Source organism: Bacillus sp. 11C, from assembly GCF_055486375.1.
Genome location: NZ_JBUPVZ010000006.1, coordinates 99,276 through 124,413 on the forward strand (window position 1 = coordinate 99,276; position 25,138 = coordinate 124,413).

At 46.2% G+C, this 25,138-nt stretch carries 21 protein-coding genes, 1 pseudogene and 1 riboswitch; of the genes and pseudogenes, 16 read left to right on the forward strand and 6 right to left on the reverse strand.

The annotated features are described in order from the left end of the window. Positions 1–30: 30 nt before the first annotated feature. The 4 genes from ACY3LV_RS10635 to sspI form a co-directional block, all read right to left on the reverse strand. Positions 31–1,365 carry a (Fe-S)-binding protein gene (locus tag ACY3LV_RS10635; protein ID WP_464863754.1) on the reverse strand — a complete coding sequence of 445 codons (1,335 nt, stop codon included), beginning with the start codon at positions 1,363–1,365 and terminating at the stop codon, positions 31–33. Next, positions 1,362–2,774, reverse strand: a complete 1,413-nt coding sequence (gene glcD, locus ACY3LV_RS10640; protein ID WP_464863755.1) for a glycolate oxidase subunit GlcD — start codon at positions 2,772–2,774, stop codon at positions 1,362–1,364. The genes ACY3LV_RS10635 and glcD overlap by 4 nt, the downstream gene beginning before the upstream one ends. 100 nt (positions 2,775–2,874) lie before the next feature. Continuing rightward, entirely contained in the window at positions 2,875–3,978 is a 1,104-nt protein-coding gene (locus ACY3LV_RS10645) for a CdaR family transcriptional regulator (protein WP_464863756.1), read from the reverse strand. 68 nt (positions 3,979–4,046) lie between these two features. Beyond that, positions 4,047–4,262, reverse strand: a complete 216-nt coding sequence (gene sspI / locus ACY3LV_RS10650) for a small acid-soluble spore protein SspI (RefSeq protein WP_148962284.1) — start codon at positions 4,260–4,262, stop codon at positions 4,047–4,049. Between the two features lie 118 nt (positions 4,263–4,380). On the opposite strand from sspI, the gene ACY3LV_RS10655 reads away from it, so the two are divergent. Further along, entirely contained in the window at positions 4,381–5,127 is a 747-nt protein-coding gene (locus ACY3LV_RS10655; RefSeq protein WP_464863757.1) for a TrmH family RNA methyltransferase, read from the forward strand. Positions 5,128–5,193: 66 nt separating this feature from the next. Here ACY3LV_RS10655 and ACY3LV_RS10660 read toward each other — a convergent pair. After that, positions 5,194–5,401, reverse strand: a pseudogene (locus ACY3LV_RS10660) (hypothetical protein). A gap of 80 nt (positions 5,402–5,481) precedes the next feature. On the opposite strand from ACY3LV_RS10660, the gene pheS reads away from it, so the two are divergent. Together pheS and pheT are read left to right on the forward strand one after the other, a co-directional pair. Further along, positions 5,482–6,516, forward strand: a complete 1,035-nt coding sequence (pheS, locus tag ACY3LV_RS10665) for a phenylalanine--tRNA ligase subunit alpha (RefSeq protein ID WP_148962282.1) — start codon at positions 5,482–5,484, stop codon at positions 6,514–6,516. Positions 6,517–6,531: 15 nt separating this feature from the next. Next, positions 6,532–8,946 (forward strand): phenylalanine--tRNA ligase subunit beta, encoded by a 2,415-nt coding sequence (gene pheT / locus ACY3LV_RS10670; protein ID WP_464863758.1) that lies wholly within the window; start codon positions 6,532–6,534, stop codon positions 8,944–8,946. A gap of 34 nt (positions 8,947–8,980) precedes the next feature. Here the strand turns inward: pheT and rnhC are convergent, their stop codons facing one another. Beyond that, the gene (gene rnhC, locus ACY3LV_RS10675) at positions 8,981–9,922 is read right to left on the reverse strand and encodes a ribonuclease HIII (protein ID WP_148962280.1); all 942 of its coding nucleotides are present in this window, start codon (positions 9,920–9,922) and stop codon (positions 8,981–8,983) included. Positions 9,923–10,055: 133 nt separating this feature from the next. Here rnhC and zapA point away from each other — a divergent pair, with 133 nt between their 5' ends. The 13 genes from zapA (at position 10,056) to uvrC (ending at position 24,847) form a co-directional block, all read left to right on the forward strand. Then, the gene (gene zapA / locus ACY3LV_RS10680) at positions 10,056–10,313 is read left to right on the forward strand and encodes a cell division protein ZapA (protein ID WP_087992374.1); all 258 of its coding nucleotides are present in this window, start codon (positions 10,056–10,058) and stop codon (positions 10,311–10,313) included. Between the two features lie 6 nt (positions 10,314–10,319). Then, on the forward strand, positions 10,320–10,853 hold the full coding sequence (locus ACY3LV_RS10685) for a CvpA family protein (protein WP_087992373.1): 534 nt from the start codon (positions 10,320–10,322) through the stop codon (positions 10,851–10,853). Positions 10,854–10,925: 72 nt separating this feature from the next. Continuing rightward, positions 10,926–12,638: a DNA polymerase/3'-5' exonuclease PolX gene (polX, locus tag ACY3LV_RS10690; RefSeq protein WP_464863759.1), complete on the forward strand. Its 1,713-nt coding sequence runs from the start codon at positions 10,926–10,928 to the stop codon at positions 12,636–12,638. A 20-nt stretch (positions 12,639–12,658) separates the two neighbouring features. Further along, positions 12,659–15,016: an endonuclease MutS2 gene (locus ACY3LV_RS10695; RefSeq protein ID WP_464863760.1), complete on the forward strand. Its 2,358-nt coding sequence runs from the start codon at positions 12,659–12,661 to the stop codon at positions 15,014–15,016. 14 nt (positions 15,017–15,030) lie between these two features. Further along, positions 15,031–15,435, forward strand: a complete 405-nt coding sequence (locus tag ACY3LV_RS10700) for a DUF350 domain-containing protein (RefSeq protein ID WP_003222485.1) — start codon at positions 15,031–15,033, stop codon at positions 15,433–15,435. A 188-nt stretch (positions 15,436–15,623) separates the two neighbouring features. Next, complete coding sequence (locus tag ACY3LV_RS10705) at positions 15,624–17,312, forward strand: AMP-binding protein (protein WP_464863761.1); 1,689 nt, start codon at positions 15,624–15,626, stop codon at positions 17,310–17,312. A gap of 110 nt (positions 17,313–17,422) precedes the next feature. After that, complete coding sequence (gene fadR, locus ACY3LV_RS10710) at positions 17,423–18,007, forward strand: fatty acid metabolism transcriptional regulator FadR (protein WP_464863762.1); 585 nt, start codon at positions 17,423–17,425, stop codon at positions 18,005–18,007. 14 nt (positions 18,008–18,021) lie between these two features. Next, a complete protein-coding gene (locus ACY3LV_RS10715; RefSeq protein WP_087992367.1) occupies positions 18,022–18,798 on the forward strand; it encodes an enoyl-CoA hydratase in 777 nt (258 codons plus the stop codon). A 14-nt stretch (positions 18,799–18,812) separates the two neighbouring features. Further along, complete coding sequence (gene etfB, locus ACY3LV_RS10720; protein ID WP_148962274.1) at positions 18,813–19,586, forward strand: electron transfer flavoprotein subunit beta; 774 nt, start codon at positions 18,813–18,815, stop codon at positions 19,584–19,586. 35 nt (positions 19,587–19,621) lie between these two features. Then, on the forward strand, positions 19,622–20,599 hold the full coding sequence (etfA, locus tag ACY3LV_RS10725; RefSeq protein ID WP_087992365.1) for an electron transfer flavoprotein subunit alpha: 978 nt from the start codon (positions 19,622–19,624) through the stop codon (positions 20,597–20,599). 214 nt (positions 20,600–20,813) lie between these two features. Further along, positions 20,814–22,301 (forward strand): alpha-L-arabinofuranosidase AbfB, encoded by a 1,488-nt coding sequence (gene abfB / locus ACY3LV_RS10730; RefSeq protein ID WP_464863763.1) that lies wholly within the window; start codon positions 20,814–20,816, stop codon positions 22,299–22,301. Positions 22,302–22,624: 323 nt separating this feature from the next. Beyond that, positions 22,625–22,939: a thioredoxin gene (gene trxA / locus ACY3LV_RS10735; RefSeq protein ID WP_087992363.1), complete on the forward strand. Its 315-nt coding sequence runs from the start codon at positions 22,625–22,627 to the stop codon at positions 22,937–22,939. A 135-nt stretch (positions 22,940–23,074) separates the two neighbouring features. After that, the gene (uvrC, locus tag ACY3LV_RS10740; RefSeq protein WP_148962271.1) at positions 23,075–24,847 is read left to right on the forward strand and encodes an excinuclease ABC subunit UvrC; all 1,773 of its coding nucleotides are present in this window, start codon (positions 23,075–23,077) and stop codon (positions 24,845–24,847) included. A gap of 64 nt (positions 24,848–24,911) precedes the next feature. Continuing rightward, positions 24,912–25,090, forward strand: a riboswitch (Lysine riboswitch). Positions 25,091–25,138: the final 48 nt, after the last annotated feature.

The window sequence follows — 25,138 nt, forward strand, 5'->3', positions numbered from 1 at the left end:
AGCCCAAAACAATTTCTGTTTTGGGCTTTCTTATGATGTTTGGTGTCCAGCTGCTTCTAGCAGCAAATCAGCCAGGTGAACGGCTTTGACTTTACCGTTTAGTCCTTCACGTTCAATGCCCAGCTTCATCTGCAGCAGGCAGCCGGGATTTGCTGTCACAATGACGATCGCTTCGCTCGCTTTGACAGCAGCCATTTTACTGTCTAGTATTTTCATAGACATCTCAGCTTCCACGATGTTATAAATTCCCGCTGATCCGCAGCAGCTATCCGCTTTATCCATTTCTCTGAATTCGGTCCCCTTGATGCTTTGAAGAAGCTGGCGGGGCTCAAGCGATGTATGCATCACATTTTTTAGATGGCATGAATCTTGATAGGTAATGACCTGCGGCATCTCGAGCGCTAAGTCCATTTGATGAAAATCTAGTTCAACCAAAACGGACGAAAAATCTTTTAGTTTCTGAACAAATGCAGCGGACCGCTCCGACCAATCGGGGTCATCCTTCAGCAAATGATCATATTCAGTAAGAAAGGCTCCGCATCCCCCTGCGTTTGTAATGACAGCATCGACGTCTAACGCTTCGAAAGCAGCGATATTTTGTTTCGCGAGCTCTTTCCCTGCGTTTTTTTCCCCGCTGTGCCCATGCAGCGCGCCGCAGCAAGCCTGATCAGGCGGGATGACAATGTCGCAGCCCGCCAGCTGCAGCAGCTTCAGTGTGGCATTGTTGGTCGGTAAAAACATTGTATCCATTAAGCAGCCCGAAAAAAAGGCGACCCGTTTTTTCATGTGGCCAATTGACGGCAGCAAACGCGGCCGATGCTTCATTTCTTTGTTTTTAGGAATATCAGGAAGAACGGCTTCCATCGTCCGCAAATGCTCAGGCAGGACGCGAAGCATACCGGTTTTGCGAACAGCGGTTTGCAGTCCAGACCGCTGATACAAACCGATAAGGCTTACAGCTGAGCGCAAGCGGTTTTGATGCGGAAACAGCTCATGAAAAGCGGCTTTTCGCATGACACGAGCGCCGAGCGAGTGTTTTTTATTTTGGTGGATAATATCTCTGGCTTCCTCAAGCAGCTGTCCGTATTTCACGCCTGACGGGCATACAGGTTCACAGGCGCGGCAGCCGAGGCAAAGTGACAGCGAACGCTCGACATCTTCATCCGGTTCAATCATACCGTCAGCTACAGCTTTCATTAAGGCGATGCGCCCGCGCGGAGAGTGAGTTTCCTGAAATCCCGATTCGATATAGGTTGGGCAAGAAGGAAGGCAGAAGCCGCAGCGCATACAATTCAAAAGCTCGCCTTCATCCATGCGCTCTTTGAATTCATCTTGGATCTGGTTCATTTCTTTTTCTGTTGTCATCTTTTCGTCACCACACGTTTTCTGGCGTCTTTCGCGAACACTTTGCCCGGGTTTAATATGTTCCGGGGATCAAATGCCGCTTTCATCGCTTTCATCGCGGCAATGCCTTCTTTTTTCAGCTTCATCTCCAAGTAAGGCGCTTTCATGGCCCCGACCCCGTGCTCTCCGGTTATCGTGCCGCCAAGTTCAATCGCTTTCTCAAAAATCTCGGCAAAAGCCTGTTCGACACGCTCCATCTCATCCTCATTTCTTATATCAGTCGTGCATGTCGGGTGAAGGTTTCCATCTCCCGCGTGGCCGAAAGTGCAAATAGAAAGCCCGTATTTAGCGGCAATATCATTAATGGCTTTTACCATATTGGCGATTTCTGAGCGAGGAACGGTTGCGTCCTCTAAAATCGTCGTCGGCTTGAGGCGGGCAAGGGCAGAAAGTGCAGAACGCCGGGCTTCAGTCAGGGCAAATGCTTCCTCCTCGGTTTGGGCGGTCTGAACGGAAACGGCGTCGCCTTTTTTGCAGATCGCCTCAATCTTTTCCATATCCCGTGCAACGGTTTCAAGCGGCCCGTCTTGCTCAATTAACAGAACCGCCTTTGCATTTGTCGGAAGTCCGATTTTAGCATAATCCTCAATGACTAAAAGTGTGGGCTGGTCGAGAAATTCAAGCGTGGCGGGTATGATTTTTGCGGCAATGATATCTGATACCGTTTGAGCAGCGGCATCGATATTTTCATAAAGGGCAAGCAGCGTCTTCTTCGTTTCCGGCTTTGGAACGAGTTTGACGATTGCCTCTGTCACAATGCCAAGTGTTCCTTCTGAACCGACAAAAAGACGTGTGAGATCGTATCCGGCCACATCCTTTGCGAGCTTTCCGCCGGTGCGGATGATGTCTCCATTTGCGAGCACCGCCTCCAGTCCAATGACATAGTCGCGGGTGACGCCGTATTTTAATCCGCGGAGCCCGCCGGAATTTTCATTGATGTTTCCGCCCATTGTTGATATTTTCATAGAACTCGGATCAGGCGGATAAAACAAACCTTTGCTTTCAACCGCGCGGGTCATATCTAATGTAATGACGCCCGGCTGGACTGTGGCGGTCAAATTTTCTTCATCAACCTCAAGAATCCGGTTCATATGCTTAAAGAGAAGAACAAGTCCGCCTTCAGTCGGGCACGTGCCGCCGCATAGGTTTGTTCCTGATCCTCTTGGAACGATCGGCACTCGATGGTCGCTGCAAATCATTAAAATTCGTGATACTTCATTTGTACTCCTCGGAGCAATCACGGCATCAGGCATAGACTGAAACTGCGGCGTCGCATCATACGAATAGACGAGACGCCCGGCATTCGAGTCATCATAGTTTTCCTTGCCGACGATTTGGACCAGCTGTTCTTTTACATCTTTGGTGATCATTTCACCCATCCCCCTGTCAACACGCTTTCAATCTATTGTAAAAGAAAAAAAGCAACGTTTTCTATGGAGAAACATACAAAAAATGAAACTGAAACACTCTCTATTTTATATCTTGATCTAAAAAATAGAGTGCAACATACATCGTGACGATATCCTCTGTGCAGTCAAAACGCAAACCCGTCAGCTGTTCAGCCTTAGACAAACGATAGCGCAATGTATTAATGTGAATATGCATGTCTTCAGCGGTTTGTTTTAAAGACAAATCGTGATGAAAGAAAGTCCGTATCGTATTCATAAGCTCATGATGCTGAAGCGCCTCCCGGAATACTCTTTGCGGAAATTCATTTCGGGTACCCGAGCTGATCTCCGTCAGGCACATATCAAGCTTCAGATCCTCTTCGAAGATGGGCGTTTTCCGCTTAAGGCTGACATCCAGCGCTTTTTCAGCCTGCGCGTATGAGTCTGTCAGGCTGGAGCTTGCGACAGCCCTTCCGGCGCCAGCTGCAACACGGCTGTTTGCAGTATGAACAAATGAACAAATGTGAAGGAGCTGCCGCAAAAGCCGATCCCTTTGTTCATGCTTTGGCACTTCGTGATTAATCAGAATCCGTTCATTTCCCCACCTGATGAACAAATCAGAAGAGTACGAGGATTTCCAGATATGTGCCATTTGCTCAATGTCATAAGATGACCACTCATATCCTTGAATGAGTATCATTTGGCGCCGGGAGGACAGATCAACACCGAGAAGCTGGGCTTTCTCAAGAAAACCGGGAGACCACTCTTTTAATTGCAGCCAATCGACCGTAAAGGACTCCAGCATTCTCTCCCGCCACTGGGATTGCTCTAAATGCCGCGATTCCTTAATGAACAGCTCTGTCATTTTTCGAAGCAGCTCCCCGTAAGGCTGAATCTCAGCAGGCTCACCTGTAAGCCCGAAGACGGCGATTACATCTCGGTCGGAAAATACAGGAAGATTCAGGCCTGCCTTTACTCCTTTTAATTTTTTTTCATCTTCTACTGTAATAATGACATTCCGTTTCTCTTTTGCGCAGATGAGCGCTCCTTCATGAAATCGTCCCACACGCTCATCATTTGTGCTTGCCATAATGAGTCCGTCTGTATTCACAATAATGACTTCACGTTCATACATCTTTTTGACTTCAGCAATAATTTTTTTCGCTAATAACGGCTGTAAAAACATGGCGATCCCCCTCATCATGTTTTTATTATATAAGAAAAAAACCGGGCGCTGTCACCCGGTTTTATCTCTTATTGCGCGGGTTTTAATCCGCCTTCAAGCGTTTTTAGCATTTCGTTTTTCTCACTTTCGGATGCATGCTGCCAAATGACTTCGAATAAAACGCCGAGCCCCGGAAGCATTTTTTCTTCACCGCTTTGAATCGCATCCACAATTGTATGCTCAAGCTGATCCTGATTATTGCCGGTAACATTGGCAATGACGGCATGACGCAAATTAAGATCCATGTGAAACGCTCCTTTTCCTAAAATGTAATACGCATATTCTAACCCTGCACCTGGTTTATTATGTGCTGTTCTTGCGATATAATAACATCATGTTAAAAAAAGGAGAGCCACACAGACAGTGAAACAAATAGAATCGGCAAAAAACCAAAAAGTGAAGGATTGGAAAAAGCTTCACACGAAAAAAGAACGAACAAAAACGAATACATTCCTCATAGAGGGAGAACATCTTGTTGAAGAGGCGCTGAAGAGCGAGGGCACGGTGAAAGAAATCCTTGTAAAGGATGAAACGAAAATTCCGTCAGCTCTTGATGTGAGCATCCAGTGCTATGTGCTGAGTGAAGATGCGTTTGCAGCTGTTACTGAAACAGAAACGCCGCAGCAGATTGCCGCTGTGTGCCATATGCCTGAAGAAAAACTGGCGTTGCCTCAGCGTGTGCTGCTGATTGATGCTGTTCAAGATCCGGGAAACCTCGGAACAATGATTCGGACGGCTGATGCGGCCGGTTTAGATGCGGTTGTGCTTGGTGACGGCACGGCTGACGCATTTAACGGAAAAACGCTTCGATCCGCGCAAGGGTCTCATTTTCATATTCCTGTTATAAGAAGAAATCTGCATACATACGTGGATGAGTTGAAGGTAAAGGGCGTAAAAGTGTACGGCACGGCGCTGCAAAACGGGGCGCCTTACCGGGAAATACATCAGTCTGAATCCTTCGCGCTTCTTGTAGGAAATGAAGGGGCAGGGGTCGATGCCGCCCTGCTGGAAAAAACGGATTTGAACCTGTACGTGCCGCTTTATGGACAAGCTGAATCACTGAACGTTGCGATTGCGACTGCCATCCTTGTGTACCACTTGCGAGGATAGTGTTGCGCCAAGCGATGGATTTATCTATAATAGAACATAATATTTTAAAAACCGTGACAGAGGACCTCAATTTCTGATCAACTGCTTTCCAGGGAGAAAATGCCGCTGACTGAGAGCATTTTTAAACGCAGCCGGAAATGGGCTTCACCTCTTGAGTTGTCGCCGGGACCGCGTACACTGCGCGTAAAGGTGAACCGGAATCTGATTCCGTTATGTCAATGAAGCTGACGACAGCATCAGTCTGTCTGAAATAAGGGTGGTACCGCGGCCACAACTCGTCCCTTGTATAAGGGGCGGGTTTTTTTGTTTTCCAAAGACATATGACGGTTTGTTTACATAAAAGGAGGATGCAAAATGGAAGAAAAGCTGAAACAGCTGGAACAAGAAGCTTTAGAACAAGTAGAAGCGGCAAGCTCATTAAAGGTTGTCAATGATATTCGGGTGCAATATCTCGGAAAAAAAGGGCCGATCACAGAAGTGCTACGCGGAATGGGCAAACTTTCTGCTGAGGAACGTCCGAAAATGGGCGCGCTCGCGAACGAAGTAAGAGAGCGCATCGCCAATGCGATTGCTGTCAAAAACGAGAAGCTTGAAGAAGAGGAAATGAAGCAGAAGCTCGCAGGACAGACAATCGACGTCACGCTGCCGGGCAACCCTGTCGCAGTCGGCGGCCGCCATCCGCTCACTATTGTCATTGAAGAAATTGAAGATTTATTTATCGGTATGGGCTACACAGTCGAGGAAGGACCTGAAGTTGAAACAGATTATTACAACTTCGAATCGCTCAACCTGCCGAAAGAACACCCTGCGCGCGATATGCAGGACAGCTTTTACATCACAGAGGAAATGCTGATGAGAACGCAAACGTCTCCCGTTCAAACACGGACGATGGAAAAGCATGAAGGCAAAGGGCCCGTTAAAATCATTTGCCCAGGTAAAGTTTACCGCCGTGATAATGATGATGCGACGCACTCCCACCAATTTATGCAAATTGAAGGGCTTGTCGTTGACAAAAACATCAGCATGAGTGATTTAAAAGGAACGCTTGAACTCGTTGCGAAAAAAATGTTCGGGCAAGACCGTGAAATCAGACTTCGCCCAAGCTTCTTCCCATTTACTGAGCCTTCAGTAGAAGTGGACGTGACTTGCTTTAAATGCGGAGGAAACGGCTGCTCAGTCTGTAAAGGAACAGGCTGGATCGAAATCCTCGGCGCCGGCATGGTTCACCCGAACGTGCTGAGAATGGCTGGCTTTGATCCGAAGGAATATCAGGGCTTCGCATTCGGAATGGGGGTTGAGCGCATCGCGATGCTGAAATACGGCATTGATGATATCCGCCACTTCTATACAAACGATGTCAGATTTATTTCGCAGTTTAAACAGGCGTAAGAGGAGGATGCTAGGATGTTTGTTTCTTATAAATGGTTAGAGGATTATGTTGATATAAAAGGCATGGACCCGGCTGTTCTTGCTGAGAAAATTACAAGAGCCGGTATTGAGGTTGAAGGAATTGAATACAAAGGAGAAGGCGTCAAAGGTGTTGTCATCGGCCATGTGCTGGAGCGCGAGCAGCATCCGAATGCTGATAAGCTGAATAAGTGCCTTGTGGATATCGGAGCGGAAGCACCTGTACAGATCATTTGCGGCGCGCCGAATGTGGATAAAGGACAAAAAGTCGCAGTTGCAACAGTCGGAGCGGTGCTGCCGGGCAATTTCAAAATCAAAAAAGCAAAGCTTCGCGGTGAAGAATCTAACGGCATGATCTGTTCTTTGCAGGAGCTTGGTATTGAAAGCAAACTTGTGGCACAGGAGTATGCGGAAGGCATTTTCGTATTCCCGAATGACGCACAAACAGGAAGCGATGCCTTAGCGGCGTTACAGCTTGATGATGCGATTCTTGAGCTTGGTTTAACGCCAAACCGCGCGGATGCAATGAACATGCTTGGTGTTGCTTACGAGGTTGCGGCAATTTTAGACACAGAGGTAAAACTTCCGCAAACGGATTATCCGGCTGCTTCAGAACAAGCGTCTGATTACATCGCTGTCAAAGTCGAAGATCAAGAAGCGAACCCGCTGTACACTGCAAAAATCATTAAAAACGTCACAATTGCTCCGTCACCGCTTTGGATGCAGACGAAGCTGATGAACGCAGGCATTCGCCCGCACAACAACGTCGTTGACATCACAAACTTTGTCCTGCTTGAATACGGCCAGCCGCTTCACGCGTTTGATTATGACAAATTCGGTTCCAAGGAAGTCGTAGTAAGAAAAGCAGCTGAAAATGAAACAATCGTAACCCTTGATGATCAAGAACGTAAGCTGTCTGCTGATCACCTTGTCATTACAAACGGAACGAAAGCGCAGGCCGTTGCCGGTGTGATGGGAGGAGCAGAGTCAGAGGTTCAGGAAGATACAAAAACGATTTTGCTTGAGGCTGCTTATTTCAACGGACAGACGGTTCGCAAGGCTTCCAAAGACCTTGGATTGAGAAGTGAATCAAGCGTAAGATTTGAAAAAGGCATTGATCCTGCGCGCGTACGTCTTGCGGCAGAACGGGCTGCACAGCTGATCCATTTATATGCCGGCGGTGAAGTGCTCGCTGGAACGGTTGAGGAAAATCATCTGACAATCGAAGCAAATAACATTCACATATCAGCCGACAAAGTGAGCAGCGTTCTCGGCATGACAATCAGCAAAGAAGAGCTGATCAGCATTTACAACCGTCTGGGCTTTACTGTCGGTGAAGCGAATGAACTTCTCGTTGTGACAGTTCCATCACGTCGCGGCGATATTAAAATCGAAGAGGATTTAATCGAAGAAGCGGCAAGACTGTACGGCTACGATAACATTCCTTCTGCGCTTCCTGAGACAGCGGGAACAACAGGCGGGTTAACGCCATATCAAGTAAAACGCCGTAAAGTCAGACGTTTCCTTGAAGGAGCGGGCTTATCACAAGCCATCACTTACTCACTGACAAATGAGAAGAAAGCGGCAGCGTTTGCGATTGAAAAATCATTGAACACTGTGCTTGCGCTTCCGATGAGTGAAGAAAGAAGCATTCTCAGACACAGCCTTGTTCCGAATCTGCTTGACTCTGTTTCTTATAACTTGGCGAGACAGACTGACTCAGTCGCGCTGTACGAAGTCGGCTCTGTTTTCCTGACAAAAGAAGAGGACACAAAACCTGTTGAAACAGAACGTGTGGCGGGAACTGTTACCGGATTATGGCGCAAGCATCTGTGGCAAGGCGAGAAAAAACCGGTTGATTTCTTCGTCGTCAAAGGAATTGTGGAAGGACTGTTAGACAAACTGAACGTCCTTGACTGCATTGAATTTGTTCAATCTGAACGCAAACAGCTGCACCCGGGCAGAACAGCGAACATTCTATTGAATGGTTCTCTTATCGGCTTCATCGGCCAAGTCCATCCTTCATTGGAAAAAGAACTGGATATCAAAGAGACATACGTCTTTGAGCTTGATCTACATGCGCTGCTTGCAGCGGAAACAGCGCCGCTTATCTACACAGCGATTCCAAAATATCCGTCTGTGACACGTGATATCGCGCTTGTCACAGAAAAATCCGTCACAAGCGGCCAGCTCGAGAGCGTCATTAAAGAAGCTGGCGGCAAGCTTCTGAAAGACATATCCGTCTTTGATGTATACGAAGGCGAGCATATGGAGGAAGGGAAAAAGTCAGTCGCTTTCTCACTCCAATATGTAAATCCTGAACAAACGCTGACAGAAGAAGAAGTGACAAAGGCGCACAGCAAAGTGCTGAAAGCGTTGGAAGACACGTATCAGGCTGTTTTGAGAGGCTAATAAAAAGCTTGCAGATTTCTCTGCAAGCTTTTTTCTATGAACGTTTTTTATCAGCAAGGCGCTGCGCTTTCTGCGTATTAGCAAAATGGAATTTTGTAAAGGTTCTGAGAGCGGAGACCCCTTTTTTAAGGATCAGCTTGGCAGCTGCTTCATCGACATGCGGACCGGCCCCTTTTGGAAGTGTCATTCCTGCCTCGCGTGACAGTTTATCCATTTCCATTAAAAACGAATATCTCGCAATGATGGAAGCGGCTGCAACTGACAAGTGAATGCCTTCAGCCTTCGTGCTGAAATAGGTCCGCTCCTTCACAATGTCTCTGCCCTTTAAATGATTGAAGTAGACACCGGGCTCAGCAAATTGGTCAATCAAAATGGCTTCAGGCTTTACCCCGTCCATTTTTCTTAACAAATGGGTGATGGCTTGATTGTGCAGCAAAGCTTTCATTTTCCCTTGGCTCATGCCTTTTTCCTGCATGCTGTTGTACTTTTCATTCTTTAACACCAGCAGGCTGTACGGAATGGTTTTGATTAGATTTCGGGCGATCTCAATGATTTGTGGATCCTTTAAGTCTTTTGAATCCTTAACACCGAGTTCCTTCATTAAAGGGAGCATTGTTTTGTCAATGTACGCGCAAACAACCGTCATCGGGCCAAAGTAATCTCCGGTTCCCACCTCGTCAGAGCCGATAACAGACATCCCGGCGATATTTGCCGGAGGGGCATAACGGGGATCGGCCGGCTTTTTGGCCGTTTTCTTCTTTTCCTGCGGCTCCGCCGTTCCCCAGCGCGCGGATTCTGCCGCTGCGTTTTTGCCTTGAAACAAGACCTTGCCGGATTGATATGCTGTAATGGTACAGCCTGGCGGTTTCGCCTGAAAAACGGCTCCCTGCGGAACAGAGGCAGTAAGCGAACCGCTGTACGTCATTTTCATTTGATTAATCGCAGACAACGATACTTTTATCACAGAATGGGACACGTAATAATCTCCTTTTTTTACACTTTTCGCTGTATCTACCAGTGTATCATAACAGCGGGAGGCTCGTCTTTCCATTCATTTAATAAACGTGTTATGATAAGTACTAGGATTCTCACGGAATGGAGGAGAAACGTTGTCTGACGGCAAAAAAACAAAAACAACCGTTGACATTTACGGCCAGCACTTCACGATGATCGGTGAAGAAAGCAAAGCCCATATGAGGTATGTCGCCGGAATTGTTGATGATAAAATGAGAGAAATCAATAAACAAAATCCATACCTTGATATAAATAAACTTGCAGTGCTGACAGCGGTAAATGTGGTGCACGATTATGTTAAATTACAAGAGAAATATGAGGAACTGGAGCGTCAGCTTAAAGAAAAGGATTGAACAACCATGCTGGATATCATCATCTTAATCTTGCTCCTGATGGGGACTTTACTGGGATTAAAACGCGGTTTTATTTTGCAGTTTATCCGCCTGACGAGCTTTATTTTATCGATCGCCTTTGCGGCTTTATTCTATAAAAATGTGGCGCCGCATTTAAAGTGGATTCCTGCACCCGACTTCTCAGCAGGACAGCCGGCACTTTCTTTTTTTACGGGAAATTTAGAAGCGGCCTACTATAATGCGATTGCGTTTATCGTTTTATTTATCATCGCTAAAATCTTACTGAGAACCCTCGGGTCATTTCTGAGTATTGTCGCCGGCATTCCGGTGATCAAACAAATTAACCAGGTGCTGGGCGCCGTTCTCGGTTTTCTAGAAGTCTATTTATTTACATTTGTGCTGCTGTATGTCGCATCCGTGCTTCCGGTAGATGCTTTACAGCAAATGATGGGGCAATCGTCTCTCGCAAATGTGATCATTAACCATACACCGTATTTGTCAGGGCTCCTGCAAGAGCTGTGGACACAGTACGGGGCATAAAAAACTTCTCTTGTCCGGAGAAGTTTTTTTCGAGTATGATGGAAACATATGTGAACGTCTGGGGGTTATTGTATGCATAAAAAAGATATTATCAGGCTGCTTGAAACCATTGCAGTCTACATGGAACTCAAAGGGGACAATCCGTTTAAAATATCTGCCTTCCGAAAAGCAGCGGCAGCCCTGGAACAGGACGACCGCAGTTTATCAGAAATGGACGATATGATGTCGCTGTCCGGCATCGGAAAAGGAACGTACAGCGTCATTAAAGAGTATATAGATGAAGGAAAGTCAAGCACGCTCGAATCGCTGCAGAAAGAAGTGCCGGAAGGGCTCGTGCCTTTATTGAAACTGCCGGGGCTCGGCGGCAAAAAAATCGCAAAGCTGTATAAAGAGCTCGGCGTACATGATGCAGAATCTCTGAAGGAAGCCTGTGAACAGCAAAAAGTACAAGGCCTTGCGGGCTTTGGCAAAAAATCAGAAGAAAAAATATTACAGGCGCTCGGAGAAGCCGGAAAACAGCCTGAACGGTTCCCGATTGGCTACGCCCTCCGGATTGCCCGGGATATTGAAGAGCATCTTGGTCAATTTACGGATATCATCAAATTTTCTCGTGCCGGAAGTCTCCGCAGAGCCCGGGAAACAGTGAAGGATCTGGATTATATTATTGCCACAGATCATCCGGCTGAAATAAGGGAGCAGCTTCTTGCACTGCCAAACATCAAAAGCGTCATTGCGAGCGGAGATACGAAGGTATCTGTCATCCTTTCTTTTGAATATGAGACAAGCGTCGATTTCCGCCTTGTGACGGAAGAGCAGTTTCCGACAACACTCCATCATTTTACGGGATCAAAGGATCACAATATTAAGATGCGCCAGATCGCGAAAGAACGAGGCGAGCGGATCAGTGAATACGGCGTCGAGACAGTTGAAACCGGAGCCATTAAAACATTCCCTAGTGAACGTGAATTTTATGCGCATTTCGGCCTGCCGCTGATTCCGCCGGAGCTCCGTGAAAGCGGGCAAGAAGTGGAAACATACAGCGACAGCATTGAACTGATAGAGCTCGAGCAAATCAAAGGAGATCTCCACATGCACTCAACGTGGAGCGATGGCGCGTTTTCGATCAGAGAGATGGCTGAAGCATGCATGAAAAAAGGCTATCAATATATGGCGATCACCGATCACTCGCAATATTTAAAGGTCGCCAACGGGCTGACTGCAGAAAGGCTCAAGCAGCAGGCAAAAGAAATTGACGCGCTTAATGCAGAATTCGAGAATTTCCGGATCTTGAAGGGTGTCGAGATGGATATCCTGCCTGACGGTACACTCGATTATGATGACGACGTACTGGCGGAAATGGATATTGTCATTGCATCGATTCATTCCAGCTTTAATCAGCCGGAACACGTCATTATGAAACGTCTTGAGACGGCACTGGCCAACAAGCATGTTGACATTATCGCACATCCGACCGGACGCCTGATCGGCAGACGGGCCGGTTACGAAATCGATATTGACAAGCTGATTGAGCTAGCGAAGAAAACAAATACGGCGCTTGAGCTTAACGCCAACCCTGCGCGCCTCGATCTGCGCACAGAGCATTTAATCAAAGCAAACGAACAAGGGGTTACATTGGTGATTAATACCGATGCCCATAATAGTGAGATGTTAGACGATATGAAAACCGGCGTTACTGCCGCGCGCAAAGGATGGACGGAAACGAAAAACGTTCTGAATGCCCGGTCGCTTGAAGACGTAGAGGGATTCCTGAAGCGCAACGATTAAGTAAGGAGGCTCACACAATCGTGCAGCAAAAAGTATTATCATCACTTGAATTTCATAAAGTGAAAGAACAGGTTATTGAGCACGCCGCATCATCGCTCGGAAAAGAAATGCTTCTCCAGCTTAAGCCTTCTGCTTCTATAGACAAAATCAAAAAACAGCTGGATGAAGTAGATGAAGCTTCTGCCATTATCCGGCTGAGAGGCCGGGCGCCATTTGGCGGCCTTGTTGATATCAGAGGAGCGTTAAGACGGGCGGAAATCGGCAGCGTACTCAGTCCCTCAGAATTCACTGAAATCTCAGGCCTGCTTTACGCAGTTAAACAAATGAAACATTTTATCAGCCAAATGGCTGAAGACGGCGTCGACATCCCGCTGATTCATCAGCATGCTGAACAGCTTATTACGCTGTCTGATTTAGAGCGGGACATTAATTCCTGCATCGATGATCACGGAGAAGTGCTTGATCACGCGTCAGAAACATTAAGAGGAATCCGGACACAGCTCAGAACACTCGAATCGAGAATCAGAGACCGATTAGAGTCAATGCTGCGCTCCTCTTCCGCTTCAAAAATGCTGTCTGATACGATCGTTACGATCCGGAATGACCGTTTTGTTATTCCGGTCAAACAAGAGTACAGATCGAGCTACGGAGGAATCGTGCACGACACCTCTTCCTCAGGCGCGACGTTGTTCATTGAACCGCAGGCGATTGTAGATATGAACAACTCGCTTCAGCAGGCGAAAGTGAAAGAAAAGCAAGAAATTGAACGGATCTTACGCGTGCTGACAGAGCAAACGGCGGAACACACAGAAGAACTCTTTCAAGATTTGCAAGTGCTGCAGACGCTTGATTTTATCTTTGCAAAAGCAAGATACTCAAAAGCGGTCAAAGCGACAAAACCGATCATGAACGACAGCGGCTTTGTCCGTTTGAAAAAAGCCCGCCACCCATTGCTTCCGCCTGATCAGGTTGTTGCCAATGACATCGAGCTTGGCGGCGATTTTTCAACCATTGTCATCACAGGGCCAAACACCGGGGGTAAAACAGTAACCCTCAAAACGTTAGGTCTGTTAACCTTGATGGCGCAATCCGGTCTTCATATTCCGGCAGATGAAGGATCAGAAGCCGCTGTGTTTGAGCATGTGTTCGCTGATATCGGCGATGAACAATCGATTGAACAGAGCTTGAGTACGTTCTCATCCCATATGGTGAACATTGTCGGCATTTTAGAACATGTCAATGAAAATAGCCTGGTGCTCTTCGATGAACTGGGCGCAGGGACAGACCCTCAAGAAGGGGCGGCCCTCGCCATGAGCATACTGGATGACGTGCATCGCACCAATGCTAGAGTGTTAGCCACGACGCATTATCCGGAATTGAAGGCGTACGGCTATAACAGAGAAGGGGTCATGAACGCCAGTGTCGAATTTGACATCGAAACGCTATCACCGACTTATAAACTTTTAATTGGTGTGCCGGGACGAAGCAACGCCTTCGAAATTTCAAAACGCCTTGGACTTCCAGCTCATATTATCGGGCAGGCGAAGTCAGAAATGACAGCCGAGCATAACGAAGTCGATACGATGATTGCGTCGCTCGAACATAGCAAAAAACGCGCGGAAGAAGAGCTATCTGAGACAGAATCAATCAGAAAAGAAGCAGAAAAGCTGCATAAAGAGCTCCAGCAGCAAATCATTGAGCTCAACAGCAAAAAAGACAAAATGCTCGAGGAGGCTGAACAGCAAGCGGCTGAAAAAGTAAAAGCTGCAACGGAAGAAGCCGAAGACATTATTCATGAATTGCGCTCAATCAAAGAAGAACACAAATCCTTCAAGGATCACGAGCTGATCAACGCGAAGAAAAGGTTAGAAGGCGCAGTTCCTACTTTTGAAAAGTCCAAAAAACCAGAAAAACCGAAACCGCAAAAACGTGATTTCAAGCCTGGTGATGAGGTGAAAGTCCTCACCTTCGGGCAAAAAGGAACACTGCTCGAAAAAACCGGCGGCAATGAATGGAATGTTCAAATCGGCATATTAAAAATGAAAGTAAAAGAAAAAGATTTGGAGTTTATCAAATCAGCTCCGGAACCAAAAAAAGAAAAAATCATTACGGCGGTCAAGGGGAAGGATTACCACGTATCGCTTGAACTTGATCTTCGGGGTGAACGCTATGAAAATGCCCTCAGCCGTGTAGAAAAATACTTGGATGATGCAGTGTTAGCCGGATATCCAAGAGTGTCAATCATCCACGGAAAAGGAACCGGCGCTTTGAGAAAAGGCGTGCAGGATCTTCTGAAAAACCACCGCAGCGTCAAAAGCTCCCGTTTCGGTGAAGCAGGTGAGGGAGGATCAGGCGTTACGGTTGTTGAACTAAAATAAAAGGGAGTATGGCCATGAGTGATTTTTGGGAAAACGAGCTTGTGGAAATCGCGGCGTATTACAGTGTCGCGGTTCTCTGCCTCGTCCTCTTTTTGACTGTGTTTGAACTGGTGACGGCTTATAAAAACTGGGAAGAGATTCAAAAAGGAAATCTTGCGGTAGCAATGGCGACCGGTGGGAAAATTTTGGGGATCGCAAACGTATTTCAGCATTCCATCTCCCAGCACAATTCTCTGCTGCAAATGATCGGCTGGGGCGTGTACGGGTTTGTTATGCTTCTGCTCAGCTATTTTATTTTTGAGTTTTTGACTCCGCGGTTTAAAATTGATAAAGAAATTGAAAATGATAATCGGGCTGTCGGTTTTATTTCATTTGTCATTTCTGTCGGGCTTTCATTTGTGGTGGCAGCCGGAATATAAGGGGACGGAGAATCGATGGAAAAGCTTGCAAAGGTACTGCTCGCCGCGGCGGGAATCTTTTTGTTAATCGGTCTTATATATCTGTTCGTATATTGAGAAAAAGAAAGATTTACCTTTCTTTTTCTTTTTTTTGCCGTCCATCTGCTATAATGATAGGGTGGAACTCTAAAACCGAAAGGGGAGGTTTTATGCAGTCTCAAAAGCCGTGGCTTGCCGAGTATCCTGACAATATCCCGCATGAGCTTCCGTTGCCGAACCAAACCCTGCAATCCATCCTGACAGACTCCGCCGCACGATTCCCTGACAAAACCGCCGTATCTTTTTATGGAAAAAAACTCACCTTTCATGACATTCTGACGGATGCGCTTAAACTCGCAGCTTTTTTACAGTCCAATGGCCTGCAAAAAGGAGACAGAGTGGCTGTCATGCTGCCCAATTGCCCGCAATCAGTCATTTCTTATTATGGCGTCTTGTTTGCCGGCGGTATCGTGGTCCAGACGAATCCGCTCTATACCGAGCGCGAGCTTGAATACCAGCTGAGAGATGCTGAGGCAAGCGTGATCATCACCTTAGATTTGCTTTTTCCGAAGGCGATAAAAATGAAAACGTTATCGATAGTGGATCAGATTTTAGTAACCAGCATAAAAGACTATTTGCCTTTTCCGAAAAATATTCTTTATCCACTGACGCAAAAACAAAAAGTACAAATTGATTTTGACAAAAAGGATCACATTCACACGTTCGCCTCCAGCGTGAAACAGGAAAAAATGGAGCTCCTGACAATCCCAAAGATCGAGCCTGAGCATGATATCGCTGTTCTCCAGTATACCGGGGGAACAACAGGGGCTCCAAAAGGGGTCATGCTCACGCACCGGAATATCTTGGCCAATACCGAAATGTGCGCGGCTTGGATGTACGATGTAAAGGAAGGTGCTGAAAAAGTGCTTGCCATCGTACCGTTTTTTCACGTTTACGGACTGACGGCAGTGATGAATTATTCGATGAAGCAAGGCTTCGAAATGATTCTTCTTCCTAAGTTCGACCCGCTCGAAACGCTTAAAATCATCGACAAACAAAAACCGACGCTCTTTCCAGGCGCACCGACGATTTACATTGGCCTTTTGCATCACCCCGAATTACAGCAATATGATCTGTCATCCATTAAAAGCTGTCTTAGCGGATCAGCCGCACTCCCTGTTGAGGTAAAGCAGAAATTTGAAAAGGTGACTGAGGGAAAGCTTGTGGAAGGCTATGGTTTGTCTGAGGCATCCCCTGTGACGCATGCCAATTTTATCTGGGGGAAGAACAAGCCCGGCAGTATCGGCTGTCCTTGGCCGAGTACGGACGCCGCGATCTATTCTGAAGAGACGGATGGGTTTGCCGCTCCGTATGAGCATGGAGAAATCATTGTTAAAGGGCCGCAAGTGATGAAAGGATATTGGAACAAACCGGAGGAAACCGCCGCTGTACTGAGAGATGGCTGGCTGTTCACCGGAGACATGGGCTATATGGATGAAGAGGGCTTTTTCTATATTGCCGACAGGAAGAAGGACATCATCATCGCCGGCGGCTATAATATTTACCCGCGTGAAGTAGAAGAAGCGCTTTATGAACATGAAGCCATCCGGGAAATTGTCGTTGCAGGTGTGCCGGATTCCTACAGGGGGGAAACAGTAAAAGCATTTGTCGTGTTGAAGAAAGACGCAAAAGCCGATGCAGAAGAACTGGACGCTTTTGCCAGATCCCGCCTCGCTCCCTACAAGGTGCCGAAAGCCTATGAATTCAGAAAAGAGCTGCCGAAAACGGCGGTAGGAAAAATTTTAAGAAGGCGTTTACTTGAAGAAGATGCCGAAAATCATCATATCAATAACTCATGACATAAGAAAAAGAGAACACCTATGAATAAACTTGACAAAGTCGAAAATCCTCCTTATCATGAAAATATGAATGAATAGTCATTCATTTCAATAGGAAGGAACGATGAACTTTGAAGCAAAAACGGCCAAAGTATATGCAGATTATTGATGCAGCAGTAGAAGTCATTGCGGAAAACGGCTACCACCAGTCACAGGTATCCAAAATCGCCAAACAAGCCGGAGTAGCGGACGGCACCATCTATCTCTATTTCAAAAACAAAGAAGACATTTTAATTTCTCTTTTTAAAGAAAAAATGGGCCAATTTATTGAGCGGATGGAAGAGGACATAAAAGACAAGGAGACAGCCAAAGAGAAATTAGCGCTTGTGATTTCAAAGCATTTTTCCCTTTTGGCGGATGACCATAATCTCGCGATTGTCACTCAGCTTGAGCTCCGCCAGTCCAACTTGGAGCTGCGCCAGAAGATCAATGAAATATTAAAGGGCTACTTAACTATTTTAGAGGGCATTTTGACGAAAGGCATACAATCAGGCGAATTAAAAAACGGCCTCGATGTCCGCCTCGCCCGGCAGATGATTTTTGGAACGATTGACGAAACCGTGACAACTTGGGTTATGAATGACCAAAAGTACGATATAGCTGCCTTATCAGACAGCGTTTTAGAATTGTTGGTGTCCGGAATTCACAATAAGTAAAGGAGTTCTGTCCTATGAATGCAATATCACTGGCAGTTGATCAATTTGTGGCAGTTTTGACGATTCACAATCCGCCGGCAAATGCGCTTTCCAGCCGAATTTTAGAAGAGCTCTCCTCCTGTCTAGATCAATGTGAGACAGATGCAGGCGTACGAAGCATTATCATTCACGGTGAGGGAAGATTTTTCTCAGCGGGCGCTGATATTAAAGAATTTACATCGCTAAAAGGCAATGAGGATTCCTCAGAGCTGGCTGAGCGCGGCCAGCAGCTAATGGAAAGAATTGAAGGCTTCTCTAAACCAATTATCGCAGCGATTCACGGTGCTGCACTTGGCGGCGGTCTTGAGCTTGCGATGGCGTGTCATATCAGAATCGCCGCAGAAGATGCCAAGCTGGGGCTCCCGGAACTTAACCTCGGTATCATTCCAGGTTTTGCGGGAACACAGCGTCTTCCGAGATATATAGGTATAGCCAAAGCATTAGAGCTCATTGGATCAGGAGAACCGATATCCGGAAAAGAAGCGCTTGATCTCGGACTTGTTTCAATTGGAGCAAAGGATGAAGCAGAAGTGCTTGAAAAAGCAAATGCGCTTGCCGCTAAGTTTGCGCAAAAAAGCCCGCAAACGCTGGCATCACTGCTTGAGCTTCTTTATTCAAACAAGGTGTATTCCTATGATGGCAGCTTAAAGCTTGAAGCAAAGCGGTTTGGAGAAGCATTTGAGTCAGAGGACGCCAAAGAAGGCATCCAGGCATTTCTCGAAAAAAGAAAGCCTCAGTTCAAAGGCGAATAAAAGGGGATATGATCATGAATCTATTTGTACTGATGAAACGGACGTTTGACACAGAAGAAAAAATCGTCATTGAAGCAGGAAAGATTCAGGATGACGGAGCGGAATGGATCATTAATCCATACGACGAGTACGCGATAGAAGAAGCCATCCAGCTGAAGGAAAAGCACGGGGGCACGATCACCGCCGTCACTGTCGGCGGTGAAGAAGCGGAAAAGGAATTGCGTACGGCGCTTGCCATGGGATGTGACCAAGCCGTTTTAATCAACATAGAAGATGATCTCGAAGAACCCGACCAATATTCCATTTCTCAAGTTTTATACCATTATATGAAGGATCAAGAGTTTGATTTAATTCTCGGCGGAAATGTTGCCATTGACGGAGGATCAGGACAAGTCGCGCCTCGGCTTGCCGAGCTGCTGGATATTCCGTGCATCACTACGATCACCAAACTCGAAATCAATGGCACTGATGCAGAAGCAGAAAGGGACGTCGAAGGGGATGTTGAGAAAATCAAAACCACACTTCCATTGCTTGTCACAGCTCAGCAAGGTTTAAACGAACCGCGTTACCCATCGCTTCCGGGCATTATGAAGGCCAAGAAAAAACCACTTGAAGAGCTAGAGCTTGATGATCTTGATCTTGACGAAGAGGATGCCGAACCAAAAATGAAAACCATTGAACGTTTTCTGCCGCCGAAAAAAGAAGCCGGGAAGCTTCTCCAAGGTGATCCTGCCGAACAGGCAAAAGAGCTCGTCTCATTGCTCCGCAGCGAAGCTAAAGTCATTTAAAGCTTGGACATTCAAAGAAACAGGGGGATGTTAGAATGGGAAAAAAAGTGATCGTACTCGGGGAAATTCGCGATGGAGAATTGCGGAATGTCACCTTTGAAGCATTAGCTGCAGGAAGAACCATTTCAGGCGATGGAGAAGTCATCGGTGTTCTCATCGGAGAAAATGTACAAAACATTGCACAGGAGCTTATCCATTACGGAGCGGATAAAGTTCTCACAGCCGAGGATCCGAAGCTGAAAGCCTATACGGCAGACGGATACAGCCAGGTCATGAGGGTCATTATTGACCAAGAAAAGCCCGATTCGGTCATATGCGGGCACACGGCAATGGGCAAGGATCTCTCACCAAAACTTGCGGCCCGGCTGCAAACAAGCTTAATTTCTGATGCTACAGATGTAAGCGTTACCGGAGAAAATGTCGTATTCACAAGGCCGATTTACTCGGGAAAAGCATTTGAACGTGTGATTTCAACCGATCCCATGATTTTTGCAACAATTCGTCCCAATAACATTCAAGCTTCAGAAATAGACGCCGGCAGGTCGGGGAGTATCGAAAGCGTTGATGTTTCTCTTACTGACCTCCGCACCGTTATCCAAGAGATCGTGAAAAAAACAGCGGACGGCGTTGATCTCTCCGAAGCAAAAATTATCGTTGCGGGCGGCCGCGGAGTCAAAAGCAAGGAAGGATTTCAGCCGCTGCAGGAGCTTGCCGAGGTGCTGGGAGCCGCAGTCGGAGCTTCTCGCGGGGCGTGCGACGCTGACTATTGCGATTACGCTCTCCAGATCGGGCAGACCGGGAAAGTCGTCACCCCGGATTTGTACATCGCCTGCGGCATTTCCGGCGCCATCCAGCATTTAGCCGGCATGTCAAACAGCAAGGTCATTGTCGCCATCAATAAAGATCCTGAAGCCGATATTTTTAAAATAGCGGATTATGGCATCATAGGCGATTTATTTGAAGTGGTTCCATTATTAACTGAGGAATTCAAACAATTAAATATTCACTCGTAAAGGAAACCCCGGACTGCTGAAGTTCGGGGTTTTTTATATGTTTAAATATATACGTACAAATAAATATATAATGAAAAATATTGTTGACATGTACGAACATATATAATATGGTTACTTTAAAAGCGCTTACATTCATGCTGACTCCTCAGGCAAAAGACAGATCACATATTTGACTGTGGTGCTTTTCATATTCGTATGAAAGGAATGATCAGGCATGTCTAAACATCAAGCAGTGATCCAGACAGATATTGTAAAAGGAACCATTAACAAAAATATATACGGTCATTTTGCGGAGCATTTAGGAAGAGGGATTTATGAGGGGATTTGGGTCGGATCGGACTCAAGCATTCCCAATATAAACGGAATACGAAAGGATGTGCTGGAAGCGCTCAAGCAGCTTCATATTCCTGTCCTCAGATGGCCGGGCGGTTGTTTTGCGGACGAATACCATTGGGCAAACGGTGTCGGTGACCGAAAGACGATGCTTAACACGCACTGGGGCGGAACAGTTGAATCAAATGAATTCGGAACACATGAATTTATGATGCTTTGCGAGCTGCTTGAATGCGAGCCTTATATTTGCGGCAATGTCGGAAGCGGAACCGTTCAGGAAATGGCGGAATGGATCGAGTATATGACGTTTGATGCGGGCACGCCGATGTCAGACTGGAGAATACAAAATGGAAGAGAGGAGCCCTGGAAGCTGAAATATTTCGGTGTGGGCAATGAAAACTGGGGTTGCGGCGGAAACATGCACCCTGAATACTATGCTGATCTGTACCGGCGTTTTCAAACCTATGTCCGCAATTACAGCGGCAATGAAATCTATAAAATTGCAGGCGGCGCAAATGTAGATGACTTTAATTGGACGGACGTGCTCATGAAAAAAGCCGCCGGCCTGATGGATGGATTGAGCCTTCATTATTACACGATTCCGGGTGATTTCTGGAAGGGCAAAGGATCAGCGACAGAATTCACGGAGGATGAATGGTTCATTACGATGAAAAAAGCCAAATACATCGATCAATTGATTCAAAAACACGGTACGATTATGGACCGGTACGACCCGGAGCAGCGGGTCGGGCTGATTATTGACGAATGGGGCACGTGGTTTGATCCTGAGCCAGGCACGAACCCTGGATTCCTTTATCAGCAAAACACCATTCGTGATGCACTGGTCGCGGCTTCTCATTTCCACATTTTCCATCAGCATTGCCGCCGGGTACAAATGACCAACATTGCCCAAACGGTAAACGTTCTTCAAGCGATGATTTTGACTGAGGGAGAGCGGATGCTTTTGACACCGACGTACCATGTATTTGATATGTTTAAGGTACACCAGGATGCTTCTCTTTTAGACACTGAAACAACCTCTGCTGACTATGAATGGAAGGGGGAAACGCTGCCGCAAATCAGTATTTCAGCATCGAAACATGCGGAAGGTGATATCAATATCACGATTTGCAACATCGACCATCAAAACAAAGCGGAGACCGAAATTGAGCTGAGAGGTCTTAACAAGACTGCGGACCATTCCGGAGTCATTCTCACGGCAGAAAAAATGAATGCGCATAACACGTTTGACGATCCTCATCACGTCAAACCGGAATCTTTCAGCCGATATACCCTCAACAAAAACAAACTGAAAGTAAAACTGCCGCCAATGTCGGTCGTCTTACTCACGCTGCGTGCGGATTCTTAACGCGGGAGAGCGCCGGAGCTTCATGCCGGCGCTCTTTTTCAGGTTTTAAAACAGCTCCGGGAGGGCATGGTAAAGTACATGACAGTGAAGAGGAGATGTTAGCTTATGCTTCGTACAATTCTAATGATCATCGGGGCTATTGTAGTGATCGGGGCAATTATCAGATTCGTGTTTTAATAAAAGTGACATATCCCATTCAATCCAGATAAAAATGAGTAAACCGATTGTGATCAGGAAAAAATAATTTGTAAGCATTAAAATAGCGTGAACGAATGGGAGATGCTATACTAAAAATCATCATTCACAATTGGAGGAATTCAATAATGGCTATCGTAAAAGCAACTGATCAATCTTTCCCAGCTGAAACAAGCGAAGGCGTCGTACTGGCTGACTTCTGGGCTCCTTGGTGCGGACCTTGTAAAATGATTGCGCCTGTTCTTGAAGAACTAGATCAAGAAATGGGAGACAAACTGAAAATCGTAAAAATCGATGTGGATGAAAACCAAGAAACAGCCGGAAAATACGGCGTTATGAGCATCCCGACACTTCTTGTGTTAAAAGACGGAGAAGTTGTTGAAACTTCTGTCGGCTTCAAACCGAAAGAAGCGCTTCAAGAGCTTGTAAACAAACATCTTTAATTTACGGCTGCTTACATGCCAGAGCGATTCCGATTGAGGGATCGCTTTTTTTATTCGCCAATTGTGAACCATAGAGAAAAACAAACGTTCGTGTTAAACTGGAAACAAAGGACTAAATATAAGGAAGGGTAACATATGAACAAACAACTGAAAGAAAAACTCGCCCTCCTTCCTGATCAGCCCGGATGTTATCTGATGAAGGACCGACAGCAGACTGTGATCTACGTAGGAAAAGCGAAAGTGCTGAAAAACAGAGTGCGCTCCTACTTCACCGGTTCTCACGATGCGAAAACACAAAGGCTTGTGACGGAAATCGAGGATTTTGAATATATCGTGACGTCCTCTAATCTCGAAGCGCTTATTTTAGAAATGAATTTGATCAAAAAGCATGATCCGAAATACAATGTCATGCTGAAAGACGATAAAACCTACCCTTTTATAAAACTCACCCATGAACGCCATCCAAGGCTGGTTGTCACCCGCAATGTCAAAAAAGACAAAGGGCGCTATTTCGGGCCGTACCCGAATGTGCAAGCAGCAAGGGAAACAAAAAAACTGCTCGACCGTCTGTATCCTCTCAGAAAATGCTCCAAACTGCCGGACAGAGTGTGCCTTTACTATCATCTGGGCCAATGTCTCGCTCCTTGCGTAAAGGATATTTCCGAAGAGACGAACAGAGAGCTGGTTGAGAGCATTACTCGATTCTTAAAGGGCGGCTATAATGATGTCAAAAAAGAGCTTGAAGAGAAAATGCATGAGGCTGCGGAGAATCTTGAGTTTGAAAGGGCAAAAGAGCTTCGAGACCAAATTGCCCATATCGACTCAACGATGGAAAAACAAAAAATGACGATGAACGATTTAGTCGACCGTGACGTATTCGCTTACGCATATGATAAGGGCTGGATGTGCGTACAGGTCTTTTTCATCCGGCAAGGAAAGCTCATTGAACGCGATGTCAGCATGTTCCCGCTCTATCAGGAAGCTGATGAAGAGTTCCTTACGTTCATCGGGCAGTTCTATTCAAAAAACAACCACTTCCTTCCAAAGGAAATTTTAGTTCCGGACAGTGTAGATCAATCCATGATTGAGCAGCTGCTGGAAACAAACGTCCACCAGCCGAAAAAAGGACCTAAAAAAGAACTGCTCATGCTGGCCCATAAAAATGCGAAAATCGCGCTGAAAGAAAAATTCTCCTTAATCGAACGGGATGAGGAGCGCTCAATCGGGGCTGTGCAAAAACTCGGTGAAGCCTTGAATATTTATACGCCTCACAGAATCGAAGCGTTTGATAACTCAAACATACAGGGGACAAACCCGGTTTCCGCGATGATCGTGTTTATCGACGGCAAACCGAACAAAAGAGAGTACCGCAAATATAAAATCAAAACCGTTACAGGCCCGGATGATTACGGCTCAATGAGAGAGGTCGTCAGAAGGCGTTATTCAAGAGTGCTTCGTGAAAACCTGCCGCTGCCTGATCTGATCATCATTGACGGAGGAAAAGGGCAGATCAACGCTGCAAGGGATGTCATTGAAAATGAACTCGGTCTGGATATTCCCATCGCCGGTTTAGCGAAAGACGAAAAACACAGAACCTCAAATTTACTCATCGGGGATCCGTTGGAGGCGGTGTATCTGGAACGAAACAGCCAGGAATTTTACCTTCTGCAGCGCATCCAGGACGAGGTGCACCGGTTCGCGATCAGCTTTCACAGGCAAATCCGCGGTAAAAGCGCGTTTCAATCCGTATTGGACGACATCCCGGGTATCGGAGAGAAAAGAAAGAAAATGCTGTTAAAGCATTTCGGTTCTGTTAAAAAAATGAAGGAAGCAAGTCTTGAGGACCTCAAAAAAGCGGGTGTTCCCGCAGCGGCGGCTCAGCTCCTTTACGACAAATTGCAAAAATAATGTTGTCCTTTTAAAAAAGATCTGATAAAATGTGAATTAATTTCATAGTTAGATCGTGTTATATGGTGAAGATAGAGGTGCGAACTTCAAGAGTAAGCCTTTGGAGAAAGATGGATTCCGTGAAAAAGGCTGAAAGGGGAGGTCGCCGAAGCAAATAAAATCCCATCGGTGTTATTTGCTGGCCGTGCATTGAATAAATGTAAGGCTGTCAAGAAATCATTTTCTTGGAGGGCTATCTCGTTGTTCATAATCATTCATGATGATTAATTGATAAGCAATGAGAGCAAATTC

Bases quoted from the DNA above. Each gene is read 5' to 3' on its own strand.
- ACY3LV_RS10635 (WP_464863754.1), bottom strand. From the start codon at position 1,365: ATGACAACAGAAAAAGAAATGAACCAGATCCAAGATGAATTCAAAGAG.
- glcD (WP_464863755.1), bottom strand. From the start codon at position 2,774: ATGATCACCAAAGATGTAAAAGAACAGCTGGTCCAAATCGTCGGCAAG.
- ACY3LV_RS10645 (WP_464863756.1), bottom strand. From the start codon at position 3,978: ATGTTTTTACAGCCGTTATTAGCGAAAAAAATTATTGCTGAAGTCAAA.
- sspI (WP_148962284.1), bottom strand. From the start codon at position 4,262: ATGGATCTTAATTTGCGTCATGCCGTCATTGCCAATGTTACCGGCAAT.
- pheS (WP_148962282.1), top strand. From the start codon at position 5,482: ATGGAAGAAAAGCTGAAACAGCTGGAACAAGAAGCTTTAGAACAAGTA.
- pheT (WP_464863758.1), top strand. From the start codon at position 6,532: ATGTTTGTTTCTTATAAATGGTTAGAGGATTATGTTGATATAAAAGGC.
- ACY3LV_RS10685 (WP_087992373.1), top strand. From the start codon at position 10,320: ATGCTGGATATCATCATCTTAATCTTGCTCCTGATGGGGACTTTACTG.
- polX (WP_464863759.1), top strand. From the start codon at position 10,926: ATGCATAAAAAAGATATTATCAGGCTGCTTGAAACCATTGCAGTCTAC.
- ACY3LV_RS10700 (WP_003222485.1), top strand. From the start codon at position 15,031: ATGAGTGATTTTTGGGAAAACGAGCTTGTGGAAATCGCGGCGTATTAC.
- ACY3LV_RS10705 (WP_464863761.1), top strand. From the start codon at position 15,624: ATGCAGTCTCAAAAGCCGTGGCTTGCCGAGTATCCTGACAATATCCCG.
- ACY3LV_RS10715 (WP_087992367.1), top strand. From the start codon at position 18,022: ATGAATGCAATATCACTGGCAGTTGATCAATTTGTGGCAGTTTTGACG.
- etfB (WP_148962274.1), top strand. From the start codon at position 18,813: ATGAATCTATTTGTACTGATGAAACGGACGTTTGACACAGAAGAAAAA.
- etfA (WP_087992365.1), top strand. From the start codon at position 19,622: ATGGGAAAAAAAGTGATCGTACTCGGGGAAATTCGCGATGGAGAATTG.
- abfB (WP_464863763.1), top strand. From the start codon at position 20,814: ATGTCTAAACATCAAGCAGTGATCCAGACAGATATTGTAAAAGGAACC.
- trxA (WP_087992363.1), top strand. From the start codon at position 22,625: ATGGCTATCGTAAAAGCAACTGATCAATCTTTCCCAGCTGAAACAAGC.
- uvrC (WP_148962271.1), top strand. From the start codon at position 23,075: ATGAACAAACAACTGAAAGAAAAACTCGCCCTCCTTCCTGATCAGCCC.